Origin of the sequence: Kitasatospora sp. NPDC094019 (assembly GCF_044764505.1) — a bacterium.
Lineage (GTDB): Bacteria > Actinomycetota > Actinomycetes > Streptomycetales > Streptomycetaceae > Kitasatospora.
This window is the reverse complement of record NZ_JBIWIF010000012.1, coordinates 217916-239196: the sequence shown is the minus strand read 5'-3', so window position 1 is coordinate 239196 and position 21281 is coordinate 217916. Positions and strand designations below refer to the sequence as shown.

At 74.6% G+C, this 21281-nt stretch carries 16 protein-coding genes; all 16 read right to left on the bottom strand.

Annotation, left to right across the window (positions count from 1 at the left end; all coding sequences use genetic code 11):
• Positions 1-639: 639 nt before the first annotated feature.
• The 16 genes from ACIQ9P_RS26370 to tdh all read right to left on the bottom strand — a co-directional run bounded on the left by ACIQ9P_RS26370 (position 640) and on the right by tdh (position 20819).
• Positions 640-1740 (bottom strand): RimK family alpha-L-glutamate ligase, encoded by a 1101-nt coding sequence (locus ACIQ9P_RS26370; RefSeq protein WP_402360899.1) that lies wholly within the window; start codon positions 1738-1740, stop codon positions 640-642.
• Positions 1733-2404, bottom strand: a complete 672-nt coding sequence (locus ACIQ9P_RS26365; RefSeq protein WP_402360896.1) for a GAF domain-containing protein — start codon at positions 2402-2404, stop codon at positions 1733-1735. Before ACIQ9P_RS26365 ends, ACIQ9P_RS26370 begins: the two co-directional genes overlap by 8 nt.
• Entirely contained in the window at positions 2394-3278 is an 885-nt protein-coding gene (locus ACIQ9P_RS26360) for a S8 family serine peptidase (RefSeq protein WP_402360893.1), read from the bottom strand. The genes ACIQ9P_RS26365 and ACIQ9P_RS26360 overlap by 11 nt, the downstream gene beginning before the upstream one ends.
• On the bottom strand, positions 3275-6859 hold the full coding sequence (locus ACIQ9P_RS26355) for an AAA family ATPase (RefSeq protein ID WP_402360890.1): 3585 nt from the start codon (positions 6857-6859) through the stop codon (positions 3275-3277). The genes ACIQ9P_RS26360 and ACIQ9P_RS26355 overlap by 4 nt, the downstream gene beginning before the upstream one ends.
• The gene (locus tag ACIQ9P_RS26350; protein ID WP_402360887.1) at positions 6856-8394 is read right to left on the bottom strand and encodes an MFS transporter; all 1539 of its coding nucleotides are present in this window, start codon (positions 8392-8394) and stop codon (positions 6856-6858) included. Before ACIQ9P_RS26350 ends, ACIQ9P_RS26355 begins: the two co-directional genes overlap by 4 nt.
• Positions 8391-9581: a DUF6895 family protein gene (locus ACIQ9P_RS26345; RefSeq protein WP_402360884.1), complete on the bottom strand. Its 1191-nt coding sequence runs from the start codon at positions 9579-9581 to the stop codon at positions 8391-8393. The genes ACIQ9P_RS26350 and ACIQ9P_RS26345 overlap by 4 nt, the downstream gene beginning before the upstream one ends.
• A complete protein-coding gene (locus ACIQ9P_RS26340; protein ID WP_402360882.1) occupies positions 9578-10768 on the bottom strand; it encodes a radical SAM protein in 1191 nt (396 codons plus the stop codon). Before ACIQ9P_RS26340 ends, ACIQ9P_RS26345 begins: the two co-directional genes overlap by 4 nt.
• Entirely contained in the window at positions 10765-11958 is a 1194-nt protein-coding gene (locus ACIQ9P_RS26335) for a DUF6895 family protein (protein WP_402360879.1), read from the bottom strand. The genes ACIQ9P_RS26340 and ACIQ9P_RS26335 overlap by 4 nt, the downstream gene beginning before the upstream one ends.
• Positions 11864-13195 (bottom strand): glycosyltransferase, encoded by a 1332-nt coding sequence (locus ACIQ9P_RS26330; protein WP_402360876.1) that lies wholly within the window; start codon positions 13193-13195, stop codon positions 11864-11866. Before ACIQ9P_RS26330 ends, ACIQ9P_RS26335 begins: the two co-directional genes overlap by 95 nt.
• A 264-nt stretch (positions 13196-13459) precedes the next feature.
• Positions 13460-13591: a hypothetical protein gene (locus ACIQ9P_RS26325; RefSeq protein WP_402360873.1), complete on the bottom strand. Its 132-nt coding sequence runs from the start codon at positions 13589-13591 to the stop codon at positions 13460-13462.
• A 160-nt stretch (positions 13592-13751) separates the two neighbouring features.
• Positions 13752-15614: a BTAD domain-containing putative transcriptional regulator gene (locus tag ACIQ9P_RS26320; RefSeq protein ID WP_402360870.1), complete on the bottom strand. Its 1863-nt coding sequence runs from the start codon at positions 15612-15614 to the stop codon at positions 13752-13754.
• 1 nt (position 15615) lies between these two features.
• Positions 15616-16176 carry a helix-turn-helix transcriptional regulator gene (locus ACIQ9P_RS26315; RefSeq protein WP_402360867.1) on the bottom strand — a complete coding sequence of 187 codons (561 nt, stop codon included), beginning with the start codon at positions 16174-16176 and terminating at the stop codon, positions 15616-15618.
• A gap of 121 nt (positions 16177-16297) precedes the next feature.
• Positions 16298-16618: a hypothetical protein gene (locus ACIQ9P_RS26310; protein WP_402360864.1), complete on the bottom strand. Its 321-nt coding sequence runs from the start codon at positions 16616-16618 to the stop codon at positions 16298-16300.
• Positions 16619-16997: 379 nt separating this feature from the next.
• Positions 16998-17909, bottom strand: coding sequence for a LysR family transcriptional regulator (locus ACIQ9P_RS26305; RefSeq protein ID WP_402360861.1), 912 nt, complete (start codon positions 17907-17909; stop codon positions 16998-17000).
• A gap of 649 nt (positions 17910-18558) precedes the next feature.
• The gene (locus tag ACIQ9P_RS26300) at positions 18559-19752 is read right to left on the bottom strand and encodes a glycine C-acetyltransferase (protein ID WP_402360858.1); all 1194 of its coding nucleotides are present in this window, start codon (positions 19750-19752) and stop codon (positions 18559-18561) included.
• Positions 19753-19790: 38 nt separating this feature from the next.
• On the bottom strand, positions 19791-20819 hold the full coding sequence (tdh, locus tag ACIQ9P_RS26295) for an L-threonine 3-dehydrogenase (protein ID WP_402360855.1): 1029 nt from the start codon (positions 20817-20819) through the stop codon (positions 19791-19793).
• Positions 20820-21281 lie beyond the last annotated feature (462 nt).

Sequence of the window (21281 nt, the reverse complement as noted above, 5' to 3'; positions counted from 1 at the left end):
ATGGCCGAGGCCGGGGCCGAGACCGGCGGCGGCCGGCGACTGCCGACCGGTGACCGGTGACCGGCCCGGGCGGAGCGCGTGCTCCGGCCGGGCCGGGACGGTCGGCCGGTCGGCCGGTCGGCGGCGGGACGGTCGGGACCGGGACGGTCAGCGGCGGCCGGGCGCGGCCACGCGGGTGACCGGTTCAGGGGTGGGGCCGGGCCCCGGCAGTGGTCCCGGCCCGGGGTACGGGTCGGGGCCCGGAGCGGGCGGCGGGAGCGGGTCGGGTTCCGGCGGCAGCGGGCGGGGCGGCAGCGGGTCCGGCCCGCCGGGGCCGGGCACCGGACCGGGCAGCGGTCCCGGCCCCGGCGCGGGTCCCGGCCCCGGGGGCGGGGTGGGACTGGGCGGGACGGGGTCGTTCGGTGGGATTCCCACGGCCGGTCGTTCCTCTCCGGGGCCGGAAACTCTGCCGACGCGCGGCTACCCCGTCGACGGTGTCCGACACCCGCGCCGGTCGGCGTCGAGCGGGGCGGCGGGGCGCGGGGCACGACGCGCGCGGGTGACGCTCGGCGGCCGGGGTTCGGTGGCCGGGGTTCGGCGCGGCGAGGTCCGGAGGGCGGCGAGGTGCAGAGAGTGTCGGGGTGCAGAGAGTGTCGGGGTTCAAAGGGCGGCGCGGTGGAGGGCGGCCAGCATGGCGGCGACGGCGACGGTGACCGGGGTGGTACGGGTGCGGCGCTCGGCCCAGCGCCAGTCGCCGTCGGGGTTGACCTCCAGGAAGACCGGGGTGCCGCCGCTGAGGAGGAAGTCGAAGGCGCCGTAGCGCAGGGACATCGCGGCGGCGAGGGTGCGGGTCGCGGCGGCGATGTCCGGCGGGGGTGACGGCAGCGCGCGGACACCGAGCCGGTCGGGAGCGGTCCAGGGGTCGGCCGGGGTGGTCTTGGTGACCGCGAAGGCGTGCAGGTGCCCGCCGACGAAGTAGACCCGCAGTTCAGCCTCGTGCTCGACGTACTCCTGCACGATCACCGGCGGCCCCGGGCGTGGGCCACCGGCCAGGTCCGCCCGGTCCAGGACGGTCGGGAAGATCCCGTGCAGCCGGCCCGGGAACGGTTCGACGAAGTGGTGGCCGGCCGCCTTGACGACCACGCGCGGGCCGTCGAACTCGTCGCGCACGAGGTGCGGATCGGTGGTCAGCACGGAACGCGGAACCGCGACCCCGTACCGGCGGGCGAGGTCGAGTTGGCAGAGCACCCCGGGACGGTCGGGGCGGACGGCCGTGCCGGAGATCGCCGCCAGCTGCGCGGTCGCCGCCTGCCAGGAGTCGCGGAGGAAGGCACCGCGCGTGGTCGTCAAGGCGGTGTCCGAGACCGGGGAGGCCGGATCGAAGGCCGTGGGCGCGAAGTGGCGGATCCAGGTGACGGTGGGGATCAGCTCGCGCCCGTTCAGACGGACGGTGCGGCCGTCGGGGGCGATGGTCAGGGAGGTGGCGGCGAGCTCCTCGGCGTTCAGCCGGGCGGTGCGGATGCCGGCGCCCGCGAGCAGGTTCCGCACCGGGTCGAGGTCGGTGTCGCAGGCGCGGCTGAGCAGCAGGACGCAGGGGGTCGGGCGCGGGCGGGCGTCCAGGGTGCGGGCGGGGTCGTCGAGCTGGGCGAGGAACGGGGAGCGGGGCGGGGGTGAGTGGGGCGGGACCGGTCCTGGCGCGGACCGCCGGGCGGTGGGAGCGACGGGAGGCGGGGTGGAGGACCGGACGGGGCGGTCAGGCATCGGCGTCTGCGGTGGCAAGCAGGTCGTCGGCCATCGCCAGCAGCTTGCCGACGGTCGCGGCCACATGGTCCGGGGCGCCGGGGAGACGGTCGGCGACACGTTGCAGCACCGCCAGGTCGAAGGCCGCGCCCTTCCCCGGCACGGGCGCCGGCACCGGGGCGGGAGCGGGGGCGGGAGCGGGGGCGGCGGAGCGGAGCGTCAGGAGGAGTTCGAGCACCGTGGCCATCTCGGTGGCCAGCAGCCCCAGCGAAGCGATGTCGCCGAGATCGCAGCGCGGACGGCTGTCACGGTCCAGTACGGACAGCACCCCGATGCAGTCGCCCTCGCAGATCAGCGGGGCCGCCATGATGCTGCTCGGCACATAGCCGGTGGACTCCGCCGCCGAGCGGGCGAACTGCGGGCTGTCCGCCACGTCGTCCACCACCACCGGCTGGCCGGTCATCAGCGCCCAGCCCGCGATCCCGGTGCCGGCCGGGAAGCGGCTGCCCAGCAGGTGGTGCTCCCCCTCCCCCGCCACCGCCTCGAAGACGAGGTCGCCGTCGGCCTCGTCCACCAGCAGCACGGAGGCCGCGGCCGCGCCGAACACACTGCGGGCAACCTCCACGATCGACTGCAGAAGTCTGCGTTGCCGCAGCTCGGCACTCTTCAACGGGTCAGTCGACACGCGCACCTCCATCGGGTACGGCTACGTTCTCAGCGGCCAGGTAGAGGACGGACTTGAGCTGGAAGGGGGTGAGCGAGCGGTGCTTGCTGAGAATGAGCGCGCAGATACCCGCGATGTGCGGGGTCGCGAAGCTGTTCCCGGTGCTGAGCAGGTGGCGACCGCCGGGGCCGGCCACCGGCACCCGCACGCCCCGGGCGTAGAACTCGACCGGCGGTGACGGGTTGTAGTAGTAGGTCATCGGGTCGGGGCTGTCGTGGCTGGCCACCGAGATGACCGAGGCGAACGGCCACGGGTAGCTGCGCACCGGCATGTTGTGCGCGGAGGCGACGATGACGCAGCGACGGAAGTAGGCGCAGTCGGCGAGGTCGCGCAGCGCGTCGCAGAACTCCGGCTTGGTCGTCGACAGGCTCATGTTGATGACGTCGTACCCCTCCTCCACGGCCCAGGTGAGCCCGGCCAGCAGGGCGGCACCGCTGCCGTGCCGGCCGCCGGAGAGGACGCGGACCGAGGTGAGCGCCGCGCCGGGGGCGACGGACCGGATGACGCTGGCGCAGGCGGTGCCGTGGCCGGCGGTGTCGCCCGGCTCGGTCGGGGTGACGGTGAGGGTGCCGTCCTCGGCGCGCACCACGTCCATGGCCCGGTCGAGTCCGCCGACCAGCGGGTGTTCGGCGTCCACGCCGCTGTCCAGGACGCAGACCCGGACGCCGGAGCCGTCGGCGCCGCCCCAGGCCCAGTCCTGGGTGAGGTGGCCGCCGAGGGGGCTGATGTCGAAGGGCTCCTGGGGCACGACGGAGACCGGCATGCTCCAGGCGGGCACGCCCGGGAAGTGGTCGCGCGGCGGGCGGCGCCAGGGCGGGAGGTGGAGGTCGGTCATCGCCGGTCACCGCCCGTGGCGCCGGGCGGGGCGGGTGGACCGGACGGGGTGGTGCGAGAACCGGCGGGGGCGGGTGGACCGGCGGGGGCGGGTGGACCGGCGGCGCCGGTGGGGTGGGCGGTGCCGGTGGGGTGGGCGGCGCCCGTCCCTCCGGCGGCGAGCCAGGCGCGGACCCGCCCGGCGGGAAGAGTGGCCCCCTTGGCCTCGAACATCCGCAACGCCTCGGTCCCTTCAGCCGTCGCCCGCTCGGCCTCGCCGGCCGCACGGAGCACGATCGCCAGATCGAGGAGCGTCCCGCCGACCAGACAGGGGTCGTCGGAGCCCTCGCTCAGCCGCCGGGCGGCCGTGGCGGCGGCGACCGCCTCGGCGTGGTCGCCCCGCGCGGAGGCGAGGCGACCGCGCAGCGCCGTCGCCCCGAGCCGGGCGCGCGGGTTCCCGCCGTCCGGGTCGCCGTCGCGGTCACCGTCCGGTTCGCCGGCCCGGCCACTGTCACCGTCGGTGAATCGCTCGGTGAATCGCTCGGCGGACCGCTCGCCCTGCCGTTCGACCGGGTCGAGCGCGGCCAGGGCACCGGCGGCGGCCTCGATCCGTCCCTGCGCGAACAGCTCGCGGGCGATGGCGACCTCCGTGGTCCGGGTGTCCGGGGCGTGCTCGGCGGCGCGCAGCACGCCGAGGCTCTGCCGGTAGCGGGCCTCGGCGGCCTCATGGGCGCCGGCCAGCGACTCGACGAACCCCGAGGCGTCCAGCACGACGGCGTCCGCGAGGTCGGCGTGCACGTCGTGGGAACAGGTGAGTGCCTCGGCGAGGGTGCGCCGGGCGGCGTCCACGTCTCCGCCCAACGCCTCCAGGTGGGCGCGGGCGACGAGGACCGGGATCAGCAGCGAGCGGTTGGCGGCGAAGCGTCGGCCGAGCAGGGCGCACAGCTCCAGCGAAGCGGCCACCGGGGTGGGCGTCCACTGGGCCAACTCGCAGACCGCGCAGAGGAGTCGGTCCTCCTCGTAGCCGTCGGCGAGGGAGCGGGCACGGGCCAGCGCGAGCCGGAAGGAGGACTCGGCGGAGGCCGTGCGTTCCGCGGCGAGTTCGAGGTGGGCGCGCAGTTGGTGGAGCCTGGACCAGCTGCGGTCGTCAGCCGGGTCGCGCTCCAGCAGGGTGGTCAGGCGGTCGGCGTCAGCGGTGACGGCGGTGGGCGGGGCGAGGCCGAGCCGGAGCGCGACGATCCCGCGCTGGACGGCCAGGGTCGCCGCGGCGCGCGGATTGCCGGGCAGGGCGGCCTCGGCGGCGTCGAGCGCGGCCCGGCAGCGGGCCTCGTCCTGGAGCCAGACCCCGGCGTCGCAGACGTGCAGCGCCAGCGCGAGGTGCCGAGGGTCCCCGACCGGGAGCAAGGCGCGGCCGCGCTCCAGGAGTTGGACGGCGGCGGGGAGGTCCTTCCGGGCCAGCGCGCGTCGTCCCTCGGCGATCAGGGTCCCGGCCGCCGCCCCGGCCAGCACCGGCAGCTTCCGCTCCCCGGGCCGTAGTTGGCGGCCCAGCTGCCAACTGGCCTCGACGTGGTAGGCGACCGCCATCGGGTCCCTCGGCCGCGCCTGGGAGAAACGGTCGGCCAGGAACCCGTGCCAGCGTTCGCGCCGGGTCTTCGGGGTGAACTCGTAGGCGGTGTCGCGCAGTAGCGCCTGGGCGAACCGGTAGGTGGCGGCCGGCCCGGGTTCGAAGACCCGGCGGCGCGCCAGCCGGGCCGTCGCCTCGTCGGCGGCGGCCGGCACCACCCCGTCGGCCTCGGCCATCGCCCGCAGCTGCCCACGGCTGAACTCGCGCCCGACGACGGCGGCGAGTTCCAGCAGCCCGCGCTCGGTGGCGGGGAGTTGGTCCAGCCGCGCGCCGAGCAGCGCCTGCACGGTGGGCGGCACCCGGGTGCCGGGATCGGACTCGGCGAAGACGTCCATGAGCTGTTCGGCGAAGAGCGGGTTGCCGTCGCACAACACGACCACCCGGCTGGTCAGTTCACGCTGGTCGACGGCCCGGAGGTCCTGCGCGTGGACCTCACCGCGCAGGGCCAGGGCGCCGACCAGGGCGGTGGTCTGCTCCGTACTCATCGGGCCGAGATCGACGGTGACGGCGCCCGGCCCGCCGTTCCCCCAGTCGGGGCGCTGGTCGAGCAGTTCGGGGCGGGCGACGCAGAGCAGCAGGACGGGGACGCCACGCAGCCAGGTGGCGATCCCGTCGACGAGGTCGAGCAGGGTCGCCTCCGCCCAGTGCAGGTCCTCCCAGACCATGACCACCGGCCGGGAGCGGCCGAGCGCCCCCAGGAGGTGGCGCACCGCCCAGGCGATGTCCTCGACGCCGACCTGCCCGGGGGGCGGGTCGGCGGCAGCGTCGGGGTCGGCGGCGTCGGTGACAGCGGGGTGGCCGGGGTCGGCGGGGTCGGTGACAGCGGGGTCGGCGGGGTCGGCGGGGTGGCCCGGGTCGGCGGGGTCGGTGACGGCGGCGAGGGTGCGGGTGACCAACTGTCGCGCCCGGCTGCCCGCGCTGTCCGGCGGCCCGGCCGAGGCGGCGTCCGCGGCGTCCTCGGCGTCCTCGGCGAACAACCGCACCAGTTCGGCCCGGCCGCCGGGCAGCGAGCCGAGCATCTCGGCAAGCGGCCGGTAGGTGATCCCCCGGCCGTAGGGGGAACAGCGCCCGGCCAGCACCAGCGCCTCGCCCTCCGGCAGTCCGGAGAGGAACTCCCGGACCAGACGTGACTTTCCGATACCCGGCGGGCCGAGAACGGTGGCCATGCACACCTCGCGCCGTTCTCCGGCCCGCCGGTAACCGCTTTCGAGCGCGGCCAGTTCGTCCGTCCGCCCGATGAACGGGGTGACCGGGTCCGAGTCGGCGGCCGTCGCCTCCGGGGCGGTCACCCGCCAGGCCGGCACCGGACGGGACTTGCCCTTCAGCCGCAGCGGTTCGACCGGCTCGATGCCCACCTGCGCCCGCACCATGGCGGCGGTGTCGGCGCAGATCAGCACCTCACCGGGAGCGGCGGCGGTCTGCAGCCGGGCGGCCGTGTTGACGGAGTCGCCGACGACCCGGAAGTCGTCCCCCGGGCGGGTGATCACCACGACGTTGCCGGTGCAGATCCCGGCCCGGGCCTCCAGTTCGACCCGGTACTCGGCGGCGAGGTCCGCCGTGAGGTCGGCCAGAGCGGCGAGCGCGCCGGTGGCGGCCCGGACGGCCCGCAGCGCGTCGTCCTCGCGGGCGACGGTGGCGCCGAAGGCCGCGAGGATCGCGTCGCCGATGAACTTCTCCACGACACCGCCGTGTTCGGCGATGCAGGCGCCGCAGCTGGCGAAGTAGCGGTCCATCACGCGGCGCAGCGGTTCGGGGTCCAGCCGCTCGGCGAGGGTGGTGGAACCGACGACGTCCAGGAAGAGCATCGACACCTTGCGGCGCGACTCGCGCGGTTCGGCGGGGGGCGGGGGCGGAACGGCGGACGCGGGAGAGGCGGCGGCTGCGGCGGCCACCCCGGCCGCCGCCGTGAGCGGGGTACCGCAGCCGGCGCAGAACCGGTCCGCCTCGCCGGTGTGGCGTCCGCACGCGGCGCAGCTCACGGCCGGTCCTCCCGGGTGGGAGCGGTGGGGCCGGCGGTACCCTCGGCGGGCGGCTCCCCGTACGCCTCTCCGGGTACTTCTCCGTGCGTTTCCCCGAGCACTTCCCCCGGCGCCTCCCCGTGTGCTTCTCCGTGCGCCTCGACCGCCATGGCTGCGGGCTCCGGCACCGGTTCGTCGTCGGGTACGACCGCGGCGGGCCCGGCGGCCGGGGCGGCGCCGGTCGCCGGGAGGCCCACCCGCGCGTAGACCCCGGCGAGCACGACCACCAGCCCGGACACCGCGAAGATCGTGTCGATCGGGCCGAACCGCAGCCCCGCCACCGAGCCCGAGAAGTCCCGCAGCCCGCTGCCCGCCAACCAGCCGGACAGCACCGCCGTCAGCATCGCCGCGAGCCGGGTGACCGGGTAGAACACCGAGATCACCCGGCCCCGGAACTCCTGCGGGGTGGCGGCGAGCAGCAGCGGAGCCATCGCCGTGTTCAGCATGGTGATCGGCACCACGAAGACGAACAGCAGCGTCACGGCCGCCGGGAAGCCGGTCTGCCGCGAGTACAGCACCAGCAGCACACCGCTCGCCATCAGCCCGATCCACGTCGTCCGCCGGGCGCCGATCCACTGCACCACCCGCCCGGCGGCGAGCGCGCCCGCGATCCCGCCGATGCCGAGGGCCATGCCGAGGTAGCCGTACGACTCGGCGGAGGCGTGCAGGTTCCGGGTGGCGAAGAAGATGTTCAGGGTGCTCAGGGCGCCCATCCCGAGCTGGCCGATCACCGTGAGCAGCAGCAGCGCGACCAGGAACCGGTTGTGCGCGAAGAAGCGCAGGCCAGCGGCGAAGTCCTGGAACAGGCCCGGCCGTTCGGTGCTCCGGACGGACTTCGCAGCGGCCGCCCCGGGCCGCGCGGGGTTCACCGGCCGCAGGTCCGCCGAGCTGATGGCGATGTACGACACCAGGTACGACAGCGCGTTGAACAGCAGCGCCCATTGCAGGCCCACCGCGAACAGCAGCGGCGCGGCGAGCGGCGGGCCGATGATCCAGGCGGTCTGCCCGGTCGCCTGGGCGATTCCGGCCGCGCGGGCCCGGTCGGCCTCGTCCGTCACGAGTTCCGCGATGATCGAGAACCGGGCCGGGGTGAAGAACTGGCTGGCCGCGTTGAGCACCAGCACCGTCACGTAGATCAGGGCCAGCCAGACGCCCGCCGGCAGTTCCCTGGTCGGCAGGAAGGCGACGGCGGTCAGGGCGGCGACCAGCCCACCGCGCAGCACTTCGGTGCCGAGCATGGTGGCACGCTTGTCCCAACGGTCGACGAAGACCCCGGCGAAGGGCCCGACGAACATCACGGCCGCGCTGGTCGCCAGGACGACGCCGCTGACCGCCTGCGGGCCCCAGGGCTTGCCCTTGGCCAGCACGGTCGCCACCCAGAGGACGAGCGTGGTGCTGAACACCGCGTCGCCGACCGAGGAGACGGCCTGGCCGAACCAGAGTCGGGTGTAGGTCGGGTTGATGAGGGTCGGCCGGAGCCGGCCGAGGGCGGTCACGAGGTGCTCCCCGCCACGAGCAGCAGTGTCATCAGGGCCGTCACCAGGGTGGTGTGGTACGCCTTGGCGAAGTACTCGGCAGCCGGATCGGCGGTGCTCGCACGGGTGGCGGCGGAACGACCGGGGATTGAGCCGTCCGGGCGTTGGGCGCCGGACAGGCAGGCGATGGCGGCCGCGCCCTCGGGCGTGGCCGCCGCGTCCAGGCCCAGGCAGACCTGGGTCATGACGAGTTCGGCGGTGAGGTCCCACCAGTCGTGGCGGACGCTGTGGTCGAGCAGCCGGCCGGTCAGGGCCGCCGCGTCGGCCACGGCGCCGTCGGGCAACCCCGGTCCGGTACGGGCGAAGTCGCTGAGGTAGAAGGCGGAGTGGGTGAGGGCGTACGCCTCGGGGACGGTCACCGGCGGCTCGTCCGGTCCGGGCCCGGGGGTGTCCTGCGTGCCCTGCGTGCCCTGGGTGTCCTGGATGTCCTGCGGGCTCCGCGCGTCCCGGGCTCGCTGCGTGCCCTGCTTGTCGAGGGCTCCGCGGCTGTCGAGGACCTCTCGGCGCCGGGCCCGGGCGAGGGCGGTGGCGGGCAGCGCCACGAGGACGTTGCGCCGAGCGAGTTCCTCGTACGACTCGATGGTGTGCGCCACCCCGGCCTTGTCCGCGTAGTAGCGCAGTTCGAGTCGCTGGTACGGCGAGCGCCCCGCCGCGGCGAGGTCGGCGGCGGTGAGCCGGGCGAGGCCGGCCCGGAACGGCGCGTCCTCCGTCCCGGCGGGCGCCAGGGCCGCGCACGCGAGCCGGTACTGGGTGGCGCCGCGCGGCTCGGCGGTGAGCAGGCGCGGGAAGCCGGGGTGCTGCCAGATGCCGCGGACCCGGGCGGTCGCCTCGGCCCGGCGCGGATCGTCACCGGGGCCGAGGCGGGTCCAGCAGTGGGTGAGCAGCGCGAGTTCCAGCGCCGCCTTGGCGGGCCGGTGCGCAGCGCCGGGATCGGGGCTCGCCGCGGCACCGCGGCCGGGCGTGAACGGGTCGAACCGGTCGAGGTGGCGGCCGATCCAGCCGAGCGTGCCGACGCCGAGCCGTTCGAGGCCGTGGTCGGGCGGGCACTCGTCGGTACGGCGGGGGCCGGAGACGGGAGCGGCGGTGGTGGCAGGGGCAGGGGCAGGACCGGGGGTCGGATCGGCGTGGAGACCGGGTGTCGTGGTCACAGGCGCCCCGTCTCGTCCAGGTAGTCGAGCAGCGCGGCGTCGACCGAGTCGTGGAAAGCGGCGAGCGTGCGGCGGTCCTCGTCGCGCCGGTAGAGGTCCTCGCAACCGATCCAGCGGTCCCGGGTGAGGGTGCCCGGCAGGTAGCCGCCCGCGGCGGTACCGACCTCCCAGTCCGGTTTGCCCGCCGTCTCCCAGCAGCTGGCGAGAGTGCCGTCGGCGCTCACCACCGCGCCGTACCGGCCGTCCCCGTGCCCGCAGGTGGCGCACGGGCGGTGGGCCTGCGGGCGGGTGACCCCGAACCCGAGGTCGAGGGCGCGGCGCTGCCAGCGGGTGAAGCGCGCGGAGAGGTCCCCGGTGTGCCGGAGGTCGTTGCCGTAACCCACGCCGACGTCGCCGACCTGGGCGAAGTACAGGGTGCAGCGGGCCGGTTCGAGCGCCGCGGCGATCCGGTCGAGCAGGCTGTCCACGCCCTGGTAGGTCTCCTGGGAGACGTTGACCCGGAAGATCCAGCGCAGCGGGGAGACTTCGGAGGCGCGGGCGAGGTTGCCGACGATGGTGTCGAAGGTGCCGCCGCCCTCGGCGCGGCGGATCCGGATCCGGTCGTGGTCGGGGCGGTCGCCGTCGAAGGTGACCTGGACGGAGCGCAGGCCCCGGTCGGCGAGTCCGGTGGCGAGCGCCGGGGTGAGCAGGGTGGCGTTGGAGATCATCCACGCGGAGGCGAGTCCGTGGTCGGCGGCCCGTTCGAGGAGTTCCAGGCAGCCGCGCGGATTGAGCAGGGGCTCGCCGCCGAACAGCAGGATGCGGAGCTTCTCCAACTCGGCGGCGGCCATCTGCCGGTCGGTGAAATCGAGGATCTCGGTGATGGTCCGCGAGGTCAGGCGCTTGCGGGCGATCCGGGGCGGGCGGCTGCCGCCGTCGCTGTCCTGGGCGGTGTTCTGGAAGCAGTAGCCGCACCCGAGGTTGCAGTGGGTGCTGGTCAGGACGGTCAGGGCGTAGCTGCGCGGGGCGGGGGCGGTCAGCAGGCCGTGCTCGCGCAGGCTGCGTTCGGTGCCGGGGCGCAGGGTGCCGTCCTCGGCCAACTGGCCGGGGCGCAGCCGGGCGAGGCCGCCGCCGGGGCCGAGGAACCACCAGTTCCGCTCGCCCCGGAGGAGGCGGGCGCCGGTGGAACCGGCCGGCGTCGGGCTCATCGGGCACCGCCCGGAGCGGGGGTGGTCGACGGGGCAGGGGTGGTGAACGGAGCAGGGGTGCTGGACGGGGCAGGGGTGCTGGACGGGGCAGGGGTGCTGGACGGGGCGGGCGGACGTTCGGCGGCGGTGTCCGTACGCGGGCGGCGACGCACGAGGATCACCGTCGCCAGGGCCACCACCAGCGTCGACTGGAAGGATTTCCGGAAGAACTGGACGGTGGTCGCGTCCGGCGGCACCCGGTCGGTGGCGGAGCGGCCCGGGAAGGCCCCGTCCGGCGACTGGGCTTCGGACAGCAGGCGCAGACCGGCCGCGCCGGAGGGCGTCGCGAGCGGATCGAGGCCGAGGCAGTGCTGCGCGAGGACGAGCTTCCCGGTGAGGTCCCACTCGCCGCGCCGGACGGACTCCTCGGTCAGGCGCTCGACCCGGTCTCTGGCGTGGGCCAGGTCGGCCGCGCCCAGGCCCGGGTCCCGGAAGCCGAAGTCGGCCAGGTGGAAGACGGTGTGGGTCACGTCGCAGACGTCGAGTTCGGCGAGCGGCTGTCCGTCGGCGTGCGCGGCCAGTCGACTGATCCGGTACAGCTCCGGATAGTCGAGCAACTGGTGCTTCAGGCCCGCCAGTTCCGCGTAGTAGCGGGTTTCCAGGTGCAGGAAGGGCGACTTGCGGCGCTGCGTCAGGAGGTCGCCCGCCACTCCTTCGGCGAGGGCCTTCCGGTGCGGGCCGTCGGCGTCGAGGCCGGCCGGGGCGAGCGCGCCGTACATCAGCTGGAACTGCCGGGCGTAGCGCGGCTCGACAGTGAGCAGGGGCGGGTGGACGCGGCTGCGCCAGACCTGCTCGACGGTCGCGGTGACGGCGGCCAGGTCGCGGTCCGGGCCTTCTGCCGCGTCGGCGACGACGCCGTTCCCGCCGCCCGCGGTGGACCGGCCGACCTCGCTGGACCCGCTGACCCCGGAGGGCCGGCCGCCCCCGAAGGACCGGCCCGCCTCGGCCGGCCGGCCGACCTCGGCGGCCTTCGCCCAGCAGCGGTTCAGCAGGGCGAGTTGCAGCAGCGCCTTGACCCGCGGAGTGACCGGCAGTTCGGCCCGGCCGGCCGGCTCGTCAAGAAAGCCGCAGTGCCGACCGATCCACCGCCGCGCGCCCGCCGAGAGGCTCTCCACGGCCGCGAGGTCCGGGGCGGCTGATCGAGTACCCATGGTTCTCCCTTGAGGTTGCGGGCTGCCGGTCGGACGTGCGGGCGGTCTGCTCGACGAGGTCGGCGGCGCGGCGGGGGCCGTCCGCCGCCGCGGCGGCGAGCCGTCGGCCGAGGCGGTGGGCGTGGGAGCGCAGCCGGTCGTCCCGCCAGGCCGCGTCGACCCGCCCGGCCTGGTCCGGCTCTCCCGTGCGGGGCAGGTGGACGGCAGCTCCGGCCCGCAGCAGGGCGCCGGCGAGGACGGGCTGCTCGGAGCCGTTCGGGGTGACGCCGAGCGGGCGCCCGCGCAGCAGGGCGCCGAGCACGGGCGCCGAGGTACCGGCGGTGAGCACCAGCCCGGCCCGGTCGACGAGCGGCCCCAGCCAGGGCTTGCGGACGAGCAGAATGTCGGCGTCCGGGGCGGGGTTCGGCCCGGCGGTGCGCCCCTGTTCCACGACGGCCTGGTAACGACCGCCGGTGAAAGTCGCGTTGAGGCGGGGCCAGGGGCTGCCGCCGCCGAAGAAGCGGCCCAAGTGCACATAGACGACCGGCTTGCCGGTCCGTGCCAACGCGGCGTCGACGGCGGCCAGTTCGCCCAGGTCTGCGGCCGGCTCCCAGGGCAGCGGGCCGACGTGGTGCGCCCGCCGGGGCAACTCGGCTCCCGGGTACTCCAGCTCGGGGTCTCCGCGGAGCAGGAGCGCGTCGCCGAGCAGGGGGGACGCGTCCGGGTCCGCGGTGGCGGCGGCGTTGGCGGCGGCGACCGATTCGCGCGACCAACGGGACGGCCGGGCCGCGAGGCCGGCCTCCTCCCGGGCGGCGTCGTAGAGCGCCAGCGTCTCCAGAGTGCGGTTCTCCCGGGTGCGACCGTACTGCGGCTCCCCCTCACCCCCGGACCGGTAGGTCCACAGGTGGATCGAGAGCCCGATCACGACCACCGGGACGTCCAGCGCCTCCGCGGCGAGCAGCGCACCGTTGCACAGGACGGAGGTCACCAGCAGGTCGGCCCGGGCCTGCCGGGCCGCGCGGACGGTCGCCCGGTACTGCGCGAGACCCATGACCCCCCAGCGGGCGGCGGAGAAGGCCCGCTCCCCGCCGAACTCCTCCGCCGCCGCGAACGGCAGACCGGCCTCGGCCGCGAACGGTGCGGCGGCGGCGCGGCCCAGCACCGACACCCGGTGGCCGCGGCAGCGCAGTTCGCGCCCGACGGCGAGCGCCGGGTAGAGGTAGCCGCCGTCACTGAGCGGGCAGAGCAGGATGTTCACGGGGCCTCCGGGCCAGGAAGCGGCGGTCGGGAGCGGTGATCGGGGGCTCCGGCCGGGAACGGCGGTCGGGAGCGGCGGCCTGCGGTGGCCGGGGGGAACCCGGGATGCCCGGGAACCGGCGAACCGGGGAACCGGGGAACCGGGGAGTCGGGGGAACCGGCCGAACGGGCCACCCGGCCGCCGGCGGCTCGGGCCGGGACCGGATGACCCGCTCGGACGTCATGACGTCACTGCGTCACGACTGTGCGACCGGATGCGTCAACGTCACATCGCCGCACTGTTGTTGATGATACAGATGTCCTCGACGAGGCCGTCGTCCTCGACCTCGATGCCGTGCGCCACGACGTCGACCTCGTCCTCGGCCTCGGTCGGCTCCGGGTTGATGGAGTCACTCATGCTGACCTCCCTCTGCAGTGCGGCGTCCGCTACGCCGGCCCGGGAGAAACGTAGGGACCCCCGGTATGGCGGCGATTCGGCGGCGGTTCGATTTCGGTATGACGGTTGGTCACATGCCGTTCCACTCATGGTTCCCAACCCTTGACGGCCGGTTCCCGACTCAGTGGTGGTGGGCCGGTACCCGCTCGACGGTCCGGCCTGCCCGCTCCCGGGCGTACGCGTACAGCAGCGCCGGCATCTCGTACCGCACGGTGTGGGCGAGTCCCTCCGCGCCCGCGACGGTCAGCAGGCTGGCCTCCAGGAGGTCCTCCAGCACCCGCACGGCCGTCCCCGGGTCGCGGTCCAGCACCGCGGCCGCCCGGTCCAGGGTGAACACCGGCCGGGGCAGCAGGCCGAGCCTCAGCACCGCCCACTGCGCGGCCTCCGGCAGCTCGCCGACCGACTCGGCCAGTCGCATCCGCACCAGCGGGTCGCCCCCGCACAACTCGTCCAGCAGCGCCCGGCCGTCGCCCAGCCGCGCGCCGTACTCGCCCAGCGGGACGTGCCGCAGGAACGCCAGCCGGTCGGCGACCAGCCGCACCCCGAGCGGCAACAGCCCCGTCGCCCGGACGATCCGGGCGGCGGACTCCCGGTCCGCGTCGACCCGTTGAGCGCCGATCGTCCGGCCCAGGAACTCCACCGCCTCGCCCGCCGTGAAGGCTGGAAGCCAGAGCCGGTGGGCACCCTCCAGGCCGATCAGCCGAGGCCGGGCGGTGACCACGACGGCACTCTCCCCCGCCTCCGGCAGCAGCGGCCGCACCTCGGACTCACGGCGGGCGTCGTCGACGACCACCAGCGCGCGGCGCCCGGTCAGCCACAACTGCCAGGCCCAGCGCGGGTCGACGACCTCCACGGTCGGCCGCGCACCGGCCGGCCCGTCCCGTTCACCACAGGCGGTGGCCGCGAGCAGTTGGCGCAGGACGTCCTCCAGCGGGCGGGGGCGGCCGTCCTCCCCGCGCAGTCGGACGAACAGCCGTCCGTCCGGGAAGTGTTCGGCCAACCGGTGCGCGGTGTGGACGGCGAGCGCGGTCTTGCCCGCGCCGAGCGGCCCGGTCACCACCGCCAGCCTTCCGACACCGCCGGTGAGCGCCTCGGTCAGCCACCGCACGGGGGCCGCACGACCGGTGAACGCGGGCGGGTCCGTGGGCAACAGGTTCGGCGCCGCCGGACGGCGCGGGCGCGGCACCGGCGGCCCCAGCTCGGCGGGAGGCGCGGGGCGCGGCCGCACGGGGCCGGCGTCGCAGAGCAGTGAACGGTAGAAACGCGCGAGGGCCGGGCTCGGCGGCAGACCGAGTTCATGGGCCAGTGCCTGCCGCAGCTCGTCGTAGACGGCGAGCGCCTCGGAGCGGCGCCCGGCCTGGCACAGAGCGGTCATCTGCAGCATTCGCAGCCGTTCGCGCAGCGGGTGCCGCTGCGCGGTCTCGGTGGCCCGCTCGATCGTCTCCGCCCCTCGCCCGGCGGCGAGTTCGGCGTCCAGCCAGTCCTCGAACACGCCGAGGAAGCGGCGGTCGAGGCGCTGCGCCGCGCTGTCGATCAGCGGGACGTCCCGGAACCCGTCGAGTGCCGAACCGCGCCACAGTTCCAACGCCTCGCCGAGTGCTCCGGCCCTGGCCCGCTGTTCGAAGCGGAGCGCGTCGAGCTCCCCCTCGGCGGTGTGCAGGACGTAGCCGCCGGCCTGGTGGCTGATCCGGGTGCATCCGGGGCCGGGCGCCCGCCCGGGGCCGGAGTCCGGGTCAGGGGCCGGGCCGGACTCGGGACCGGCCAGGCGGCGCAGCCCCGAGACGTAGACCTGGAGGTTCTTGCGGGCGGTGCGTGGCGGCGCGTCGTCCCACAGTGCCTCGACCAGGGAGTCGGCCGAGAGCCGGGTATTCGCGTGGGACAGCAGCGCCGCCAGGAGAATCTGTTGTTTCCGTGATCCCGGATCGACGGCCCGGCCGTTCTCCAGCACGTGCAGCGGCCCGAGAATCCCGAATCTCACCGCCATCTCACGCCAACTTGATGACGAAGGAATGCCCTTCCACCTCGGCGTCCGAAACAGCGTCAAGCCGCTGTTTCACGGAATTGAGGACGGCGACCTCGCCCTCGGTGAGCCGGGACAGCACGTCCCGTTGCTCCAGTGTCAGCAGGTCGACCGGGTTGCCCGCCTGCCGTAGGGCGGCGAGGGCGTCGAATGTCATGGTCCCCTCCTTCTCGGATGCCAGATCATCATCACCGCCGCCCGGGACTCCGTCCATGAGACCTTTGGGCCAGAAACCGCCCTCGGCGGGGGACGATGCGAGAATCAGTGCGAGCAGTCCGGCCTGCAGTCTTGACCGGAGTCCCAGTTTCGCCAGAATGGCGGTGACGAACCGTTTGACGGTGCGCTCACTGATATTGAGTTCGTAGGCTATCGAGCGATTGTCGTACCCGAGGCCCAGCAGCTGCAGCACGGTCCGCTCCCGGGGCGTCAGCGCCCGGGTCAGCGGCAGCGCCGCCGCCGGTGGTGACGGCACCCCCGGCTCGCGTGGCGCTCCGCACGCCGGACACACCGGATCTCCACCACCCATCGACGGGATCCCCCCTCCGGCGGCACACCACTGCGGTGCCCTCATGCTGACGCCCCCGTCGAACACCGGCAAGAGGTCGAACGTGCCCGGATCATGCCACCGCCCCCTCGGGGAGCGGTGGTCAGTCCCCGTCGAACGGTTCGTCGCTCCACCGGAACCGGGCGCGTCCGCCGTCGACGTGCAGCAGGAACTCCGCGACCGGACCCTCCGGCGCCACCAGCGACAGCGTGCTCGCGATCCGCTCGTAGCTCGCGTCGAACCACTCGTACTCCTCCGCGTCGAGCAGCGCGGACGACTCCTCGAACCACGACCGCACCGCCTCGAACTCCGACGTCGGCACGAAGCGCCCGTGCAGCCAGGGGAAGTCCGCCTCGTCGATCACGATCTCCCCCAGCACCTCCCCCTCCCGCGCCAACCGCCAGGTCTCCCCGAGGAACCCCATTTGCCACCACCCACCCTTTCGCCGATCACCGACCGTCCGTCGCCCGCCCCTGGCCGCCCACCCGCCACTGCGCAGGCACCGCCCCCGGGTACCCCTGCGCCCTCGGCACCTCGGCACCTCAAGTAACCGGCACGGGTCACGAGTCGCCCAGGTCCGTGCCTGTGGTCCTGGCGTGCACTTTGCAAATGCACGCCAGGACCACAAGCACTCTGCAAAGTGCATTTTGCAAAGCAGCTAGTGGCTTTGCAAAATGCGTCGGGCTGTCCGCCAGCGGTGCCGACCTTCCTCGCACCACCCGCACGCTCGCACGGGCTCGTAGTCCTCGCTCGCTCGCGCGCACGCGACGTCCGACGTGGCCGAGGGCGGCCGAGGGGACGGGTCAGGGGGTGACCGGGGCGGCTTCGGCGAGGGCGTCGAGGACGGGGCGGATCAGCGGGTGACCGTCGGCGCCGGCGCGGACGGCGGCGAAGACCCTACGGGTGGCGAGGGCGCTGTCGACGGGCCGGACGGCGACCCGGGCCAGGTCGACCCCGAGGAGGGCCGAGCGCGGGACCAGGGCCACACCGGCACCGGCCGAGGCGAGGGCGACGACCGCGCGGAAGTCGTCGGAGGAATGCACCAGGCGCGGCTGGAAACCGGCATGTTCGCAGGCCAGCAGCACCACGTCGTGGCACGGATTGCCGGGGTAGGGGCCGATCCACGGATCGTCCCCGAGGTCGGCCATCGCGACCGGACCCTCGGCCGCGGCCAACGGGTGGGCGAGCGGAAGCACGGCCTCGAAGGGCTCCGCGTAGAGCGGGACACGGGTGAGCCGGGCGTCGTCAGCGCGTGGGGCACCGCGGTACTCGACGGCCACGGCCAGGTCGGCGCGACCGTCCAGCAGCATCGGCAGGCTGGCGTCGCCCTCGGCGTCGAGCACCTTGAGCCGCACGCCCGGGGCGCGGGTGGCGAGGGTACCGATGGCGGGCGCGAGGACGAGCGAGATGCCGGTGGCGAAGGAGGCCACGGTGACCTCGCCCGAGACACCGGCGCTGTAGGCGGCGAGATCGGCCTCCGCCCGTTCGAGCTGGGCGAGGACGGCGTCGGCGTGACCGAGCAGGATCTCCCCGGCCGCCGTCAGGCGCACACCCCGGCCCTCGCGGGCGAGCAGGTGGTGGCCGGTCTCCTGTTCCAGCGCGGCCAGTTGTTGCGAGACCGCGGAGGGGGTGAGGTAGAGCGCGGCCGCCGCGGCGGTCACCGTCCGGTGGTCCGCCACCGCTCGCAGGGTCCGCAGCCGTCTCGCGTCGATCACAGGCCAATTCTGCCAGCGTCGGTGGGGCTGCCGGGGCGGGGGTGACCAACTCGTCGGTCGGCGAGCGGCGGAGTGGGAAGTCGGCGGCGCCGACTTCCCACTCCCGGCACCGCCGCGCAGAACACGCCGGCAATCACTGAGCCCCTTGCCCCGGAGCCCCATACTCCATTTTGCAAAGTCGGCACTTTGCAAAGTCGATCATGGTGCGATCCCTCGGTTCCCCGGCGCACAGCCCCCTTGTGCGGCTACTGCATTTTGCAAAGTGGCACTTTGCAAAATGCAGGTACAGGTACAGAAGTGGGTGTGAGTGCGGGAGTGGGTGTGAGTGCGGCAGTGGCCGGGTCGGCCCCGGGAACCGCGAACGGGAGTGGGAAGTCGGTCGGGCCGACTTCCCACTCCCGTGGCGGGAGGGTGGGGCAGGTGGTCTGGGTGCTGTGGGGGGGGGGGGGGGGGGGGGCCCCCCCCCCCCCCCCCGGGGGGGGGGGGGGGGGGGGTGGGGGGGGGGGGGGGGGGGGGGGGGGGGGGGCCCCCCCCCCCCCCCCCCCCACAGCGGTTCGGGAGCCCGTGGCACGTCCGGTTCCGAGCGGACGTGCCACGGGCGATCAGGGGGAACCGGCCCGGCGGGGCCCGTTCCGGGGTGGTGCGGGGACTACTCCCCCATCGCGGCGCGCGCGTCCACGAAGGCGGCGACGGCGCGCTCGACGTCCTCGGTGGTGTGGGCGGCGGAGAGCTGGACCCGGATCCGGGCCTGGCCGTGCGGCACGACCGGGTACGAGAACCCGATCACGTACACACCGCGCTCCAGCAGCAGCTCGGCGAGCCGGCCGGCCTTCGCCGCGTCGCCGATCATCACCGGCGCGATCGGGTGGTCACCGGGCAGGATCTCGAAGCCCGCCTCGGTCATCTTCGAACGGAACAGCGCGGTGTTGTCCGCCAGCCGCTCCCGCAGCTCGTTCGAGCTCTCGACCAGGTCCAGGACCTTCAGCGAGGCGGCCGCGATGACCGGCGCGAGCGAGTTCGAGAACAGGTACGGGCGCGACCGCTGGCGCAGCAGCGCGACGATCTCCCGGCGCGCGGCGACGTAACCGCCGGAGGCACCGCCGAGCGCCTTGCCGAGGGTGCCGGTGATGATGTCGACCCGGTCCATGACGCCGTGCAGCTCCGGCGTGCCGCGCCCGCCGGCGCCGACGAAGCCGACGGCGTGCGAGTCGTCGACCATGACCATGGCGTTGTAGCGGTCGGCGAGGTCGCAGATCTCGCGCAGCGGCGCGACGTAGCCGTCCATCGAGAAGACGCCGTCGGTGACGATCAGGCGGCGGCGGGCGTCCTGGCTCTCCTTGAGCTGCTGCTCCAGGTCGGCGAGGTCGCGGTTGGCGTAGCGGTGGCGGCGGGCCTTGCACAGCCGGATGCCGTCGATGATGCTCGCGTGGTTGAGGGCGTCGGAGATGACGGCGTCGCGCTCGTCGAGCAGGGTCTCGAAGACGCCGCCGTTGGCGTCGAAGCAGGAGGAGTAGAGGATCGTGTCCTCCTGGCCGAGGAACGCGGAGAGGCGGTCCTCCAGCTGCTTGTGCACGTCCTGGGTGCCGCAGATGAAGCGGACGGACGCCATGCCGTAGCCCCAGCGGTCGAGCGCGTCCTTGGCGGCGTCGAGCACCTCGGGGTGGTCGGCGAGACCGAGGTAGTTGTTGGCGCAGAAGTTGAGGACCTCGCCCGGGGTACCGCCCGCGGTGACGGTGACGGCGGCGCTCTGCGGGCTGCCGATGACGCGCTCCGGCTTGAAGAGGCCGGCCTCACGGATCTCGTCGAGGGTGGCGGCGACCTCGTCGCGCACGTTGTCGAACACAGCTGCTCCTAATCGGATCGTCGGATCGGCGAGGGTGCTCAGGCGGTCCAGTCGAGGATGACCTTGCCGCAGCGGCCGCCGGCCGCCTCGTCGAAGGCGGCCTCGAAGTCGGTCGCGGCGTACCGACCGGTGATCACGGGGCTGAGGTCGAGGCCGCCCTCCAGCAGGACGGACATCGCGTACCAGGTCTCGAACATCTCGCGGCCGTAGATGCCCTTGATGGTGAGCATCGAGGTGACGACGGAGGCCCAGTCGATCGGGAACTGCTCGGCGGGCAGGCCCAGCATGGCGATCTTCCCGCCGTGGGTCATGTTGGCGATCATCGACTGCATCGCCTCGGGCCGGCCGGACATCTCCAGGCCGACGTCGAATCCCTCGCGCAGGCCGAGCTTCTGCTGGCCCTCCTCGATGGTGTGCTCGGCGACGTTGAGCGCCAGCGTGACACCGACCTTGCGGGCGAGGTCGAGGCGGTACGGGGAGACGTCGGTGATCATGACGTTCCGGGCGCCGGCGTGCTTGGCGACGGCGGCGGCCATGATGCCGATCGGTCCGGCTCCGGTGACCAGCACGTCCTCGCCGACCATCGGGAAGGACAGCGCGGTGTGCACGGCGTTGCCGAACGGGTCGAAGATCGCGGCGACGTCCAGGTCGACGGGGACCCGGTGCACCCAGACGTTGGAGGCGGGCAGGGCCACGTACTCGGCGAAGGCGCCGTCGCGGTTGACGCCGAGGCCGACGGTGTTGCGGCAGAGGTGGCGACGCCCGGCCAGGCAGTTGCGGCACTTGCCGCAGACCAGGTGGCCCTCGCCGCTGACCAGGTCGCCGACGGCGATGTCCGCGACGCCGGGACCGATCTCGGCGACCTCGCCGACGAACTCGTGGCCCAGCACCAGCGGCGTCCTGATGGCCTGCTGCGCCCAGCCGTCCCACTTGCGGATGTGCAGGTCGGTGCCGCAGATGCCGGTGCGCAGCACCTTGATCAGCACCTCGCCGGGGCCGATCGCCGGGGTGGGGACGTCCATCAGCCAGAGTCCGGGCTCGGCCTTCTGCTTGACGAGTGCCTTCACGGCGGTGGCTCCTGACGCACGGTGGGGCGGCCTGGTGGAGGCCGGCCCGGTGTGGGCAGGCCGACGGGGCCCGGCGGTGGCGACCCCCGGGAGGGCCGGAGGGTGTGACGGGGCCCGGTCCTGGTGCAGGTCCTGGCGTCCGTAGTCCGGGCAGGCAGAAATCTGCCTGGTCGGAGGGGGTGCGGTCCATCGAGGAATTCTTAAGGGCCGCGACAGCTGGGCTGAACGATCCTGCCCGAGCTGCGCCCGGGGGCCGTCGCGGCGTGCCGGTCGGCACCCCGACGGCGTAGCGCGCGGGGCGCGTTCGGGGCGTGCGAGGCGCCCGTCCGGCGGGCACCGCAGGCCGGGCGCGGAAGGGACCGGTCCGGGCTGCCCGGACCGAACGTGAACCGGACCCGGACCGGATCAAGGCGTGGTGCGGGCCCGGCGGCCGCAGCCCCGTGACCGGCCCGGGCGGCCGGA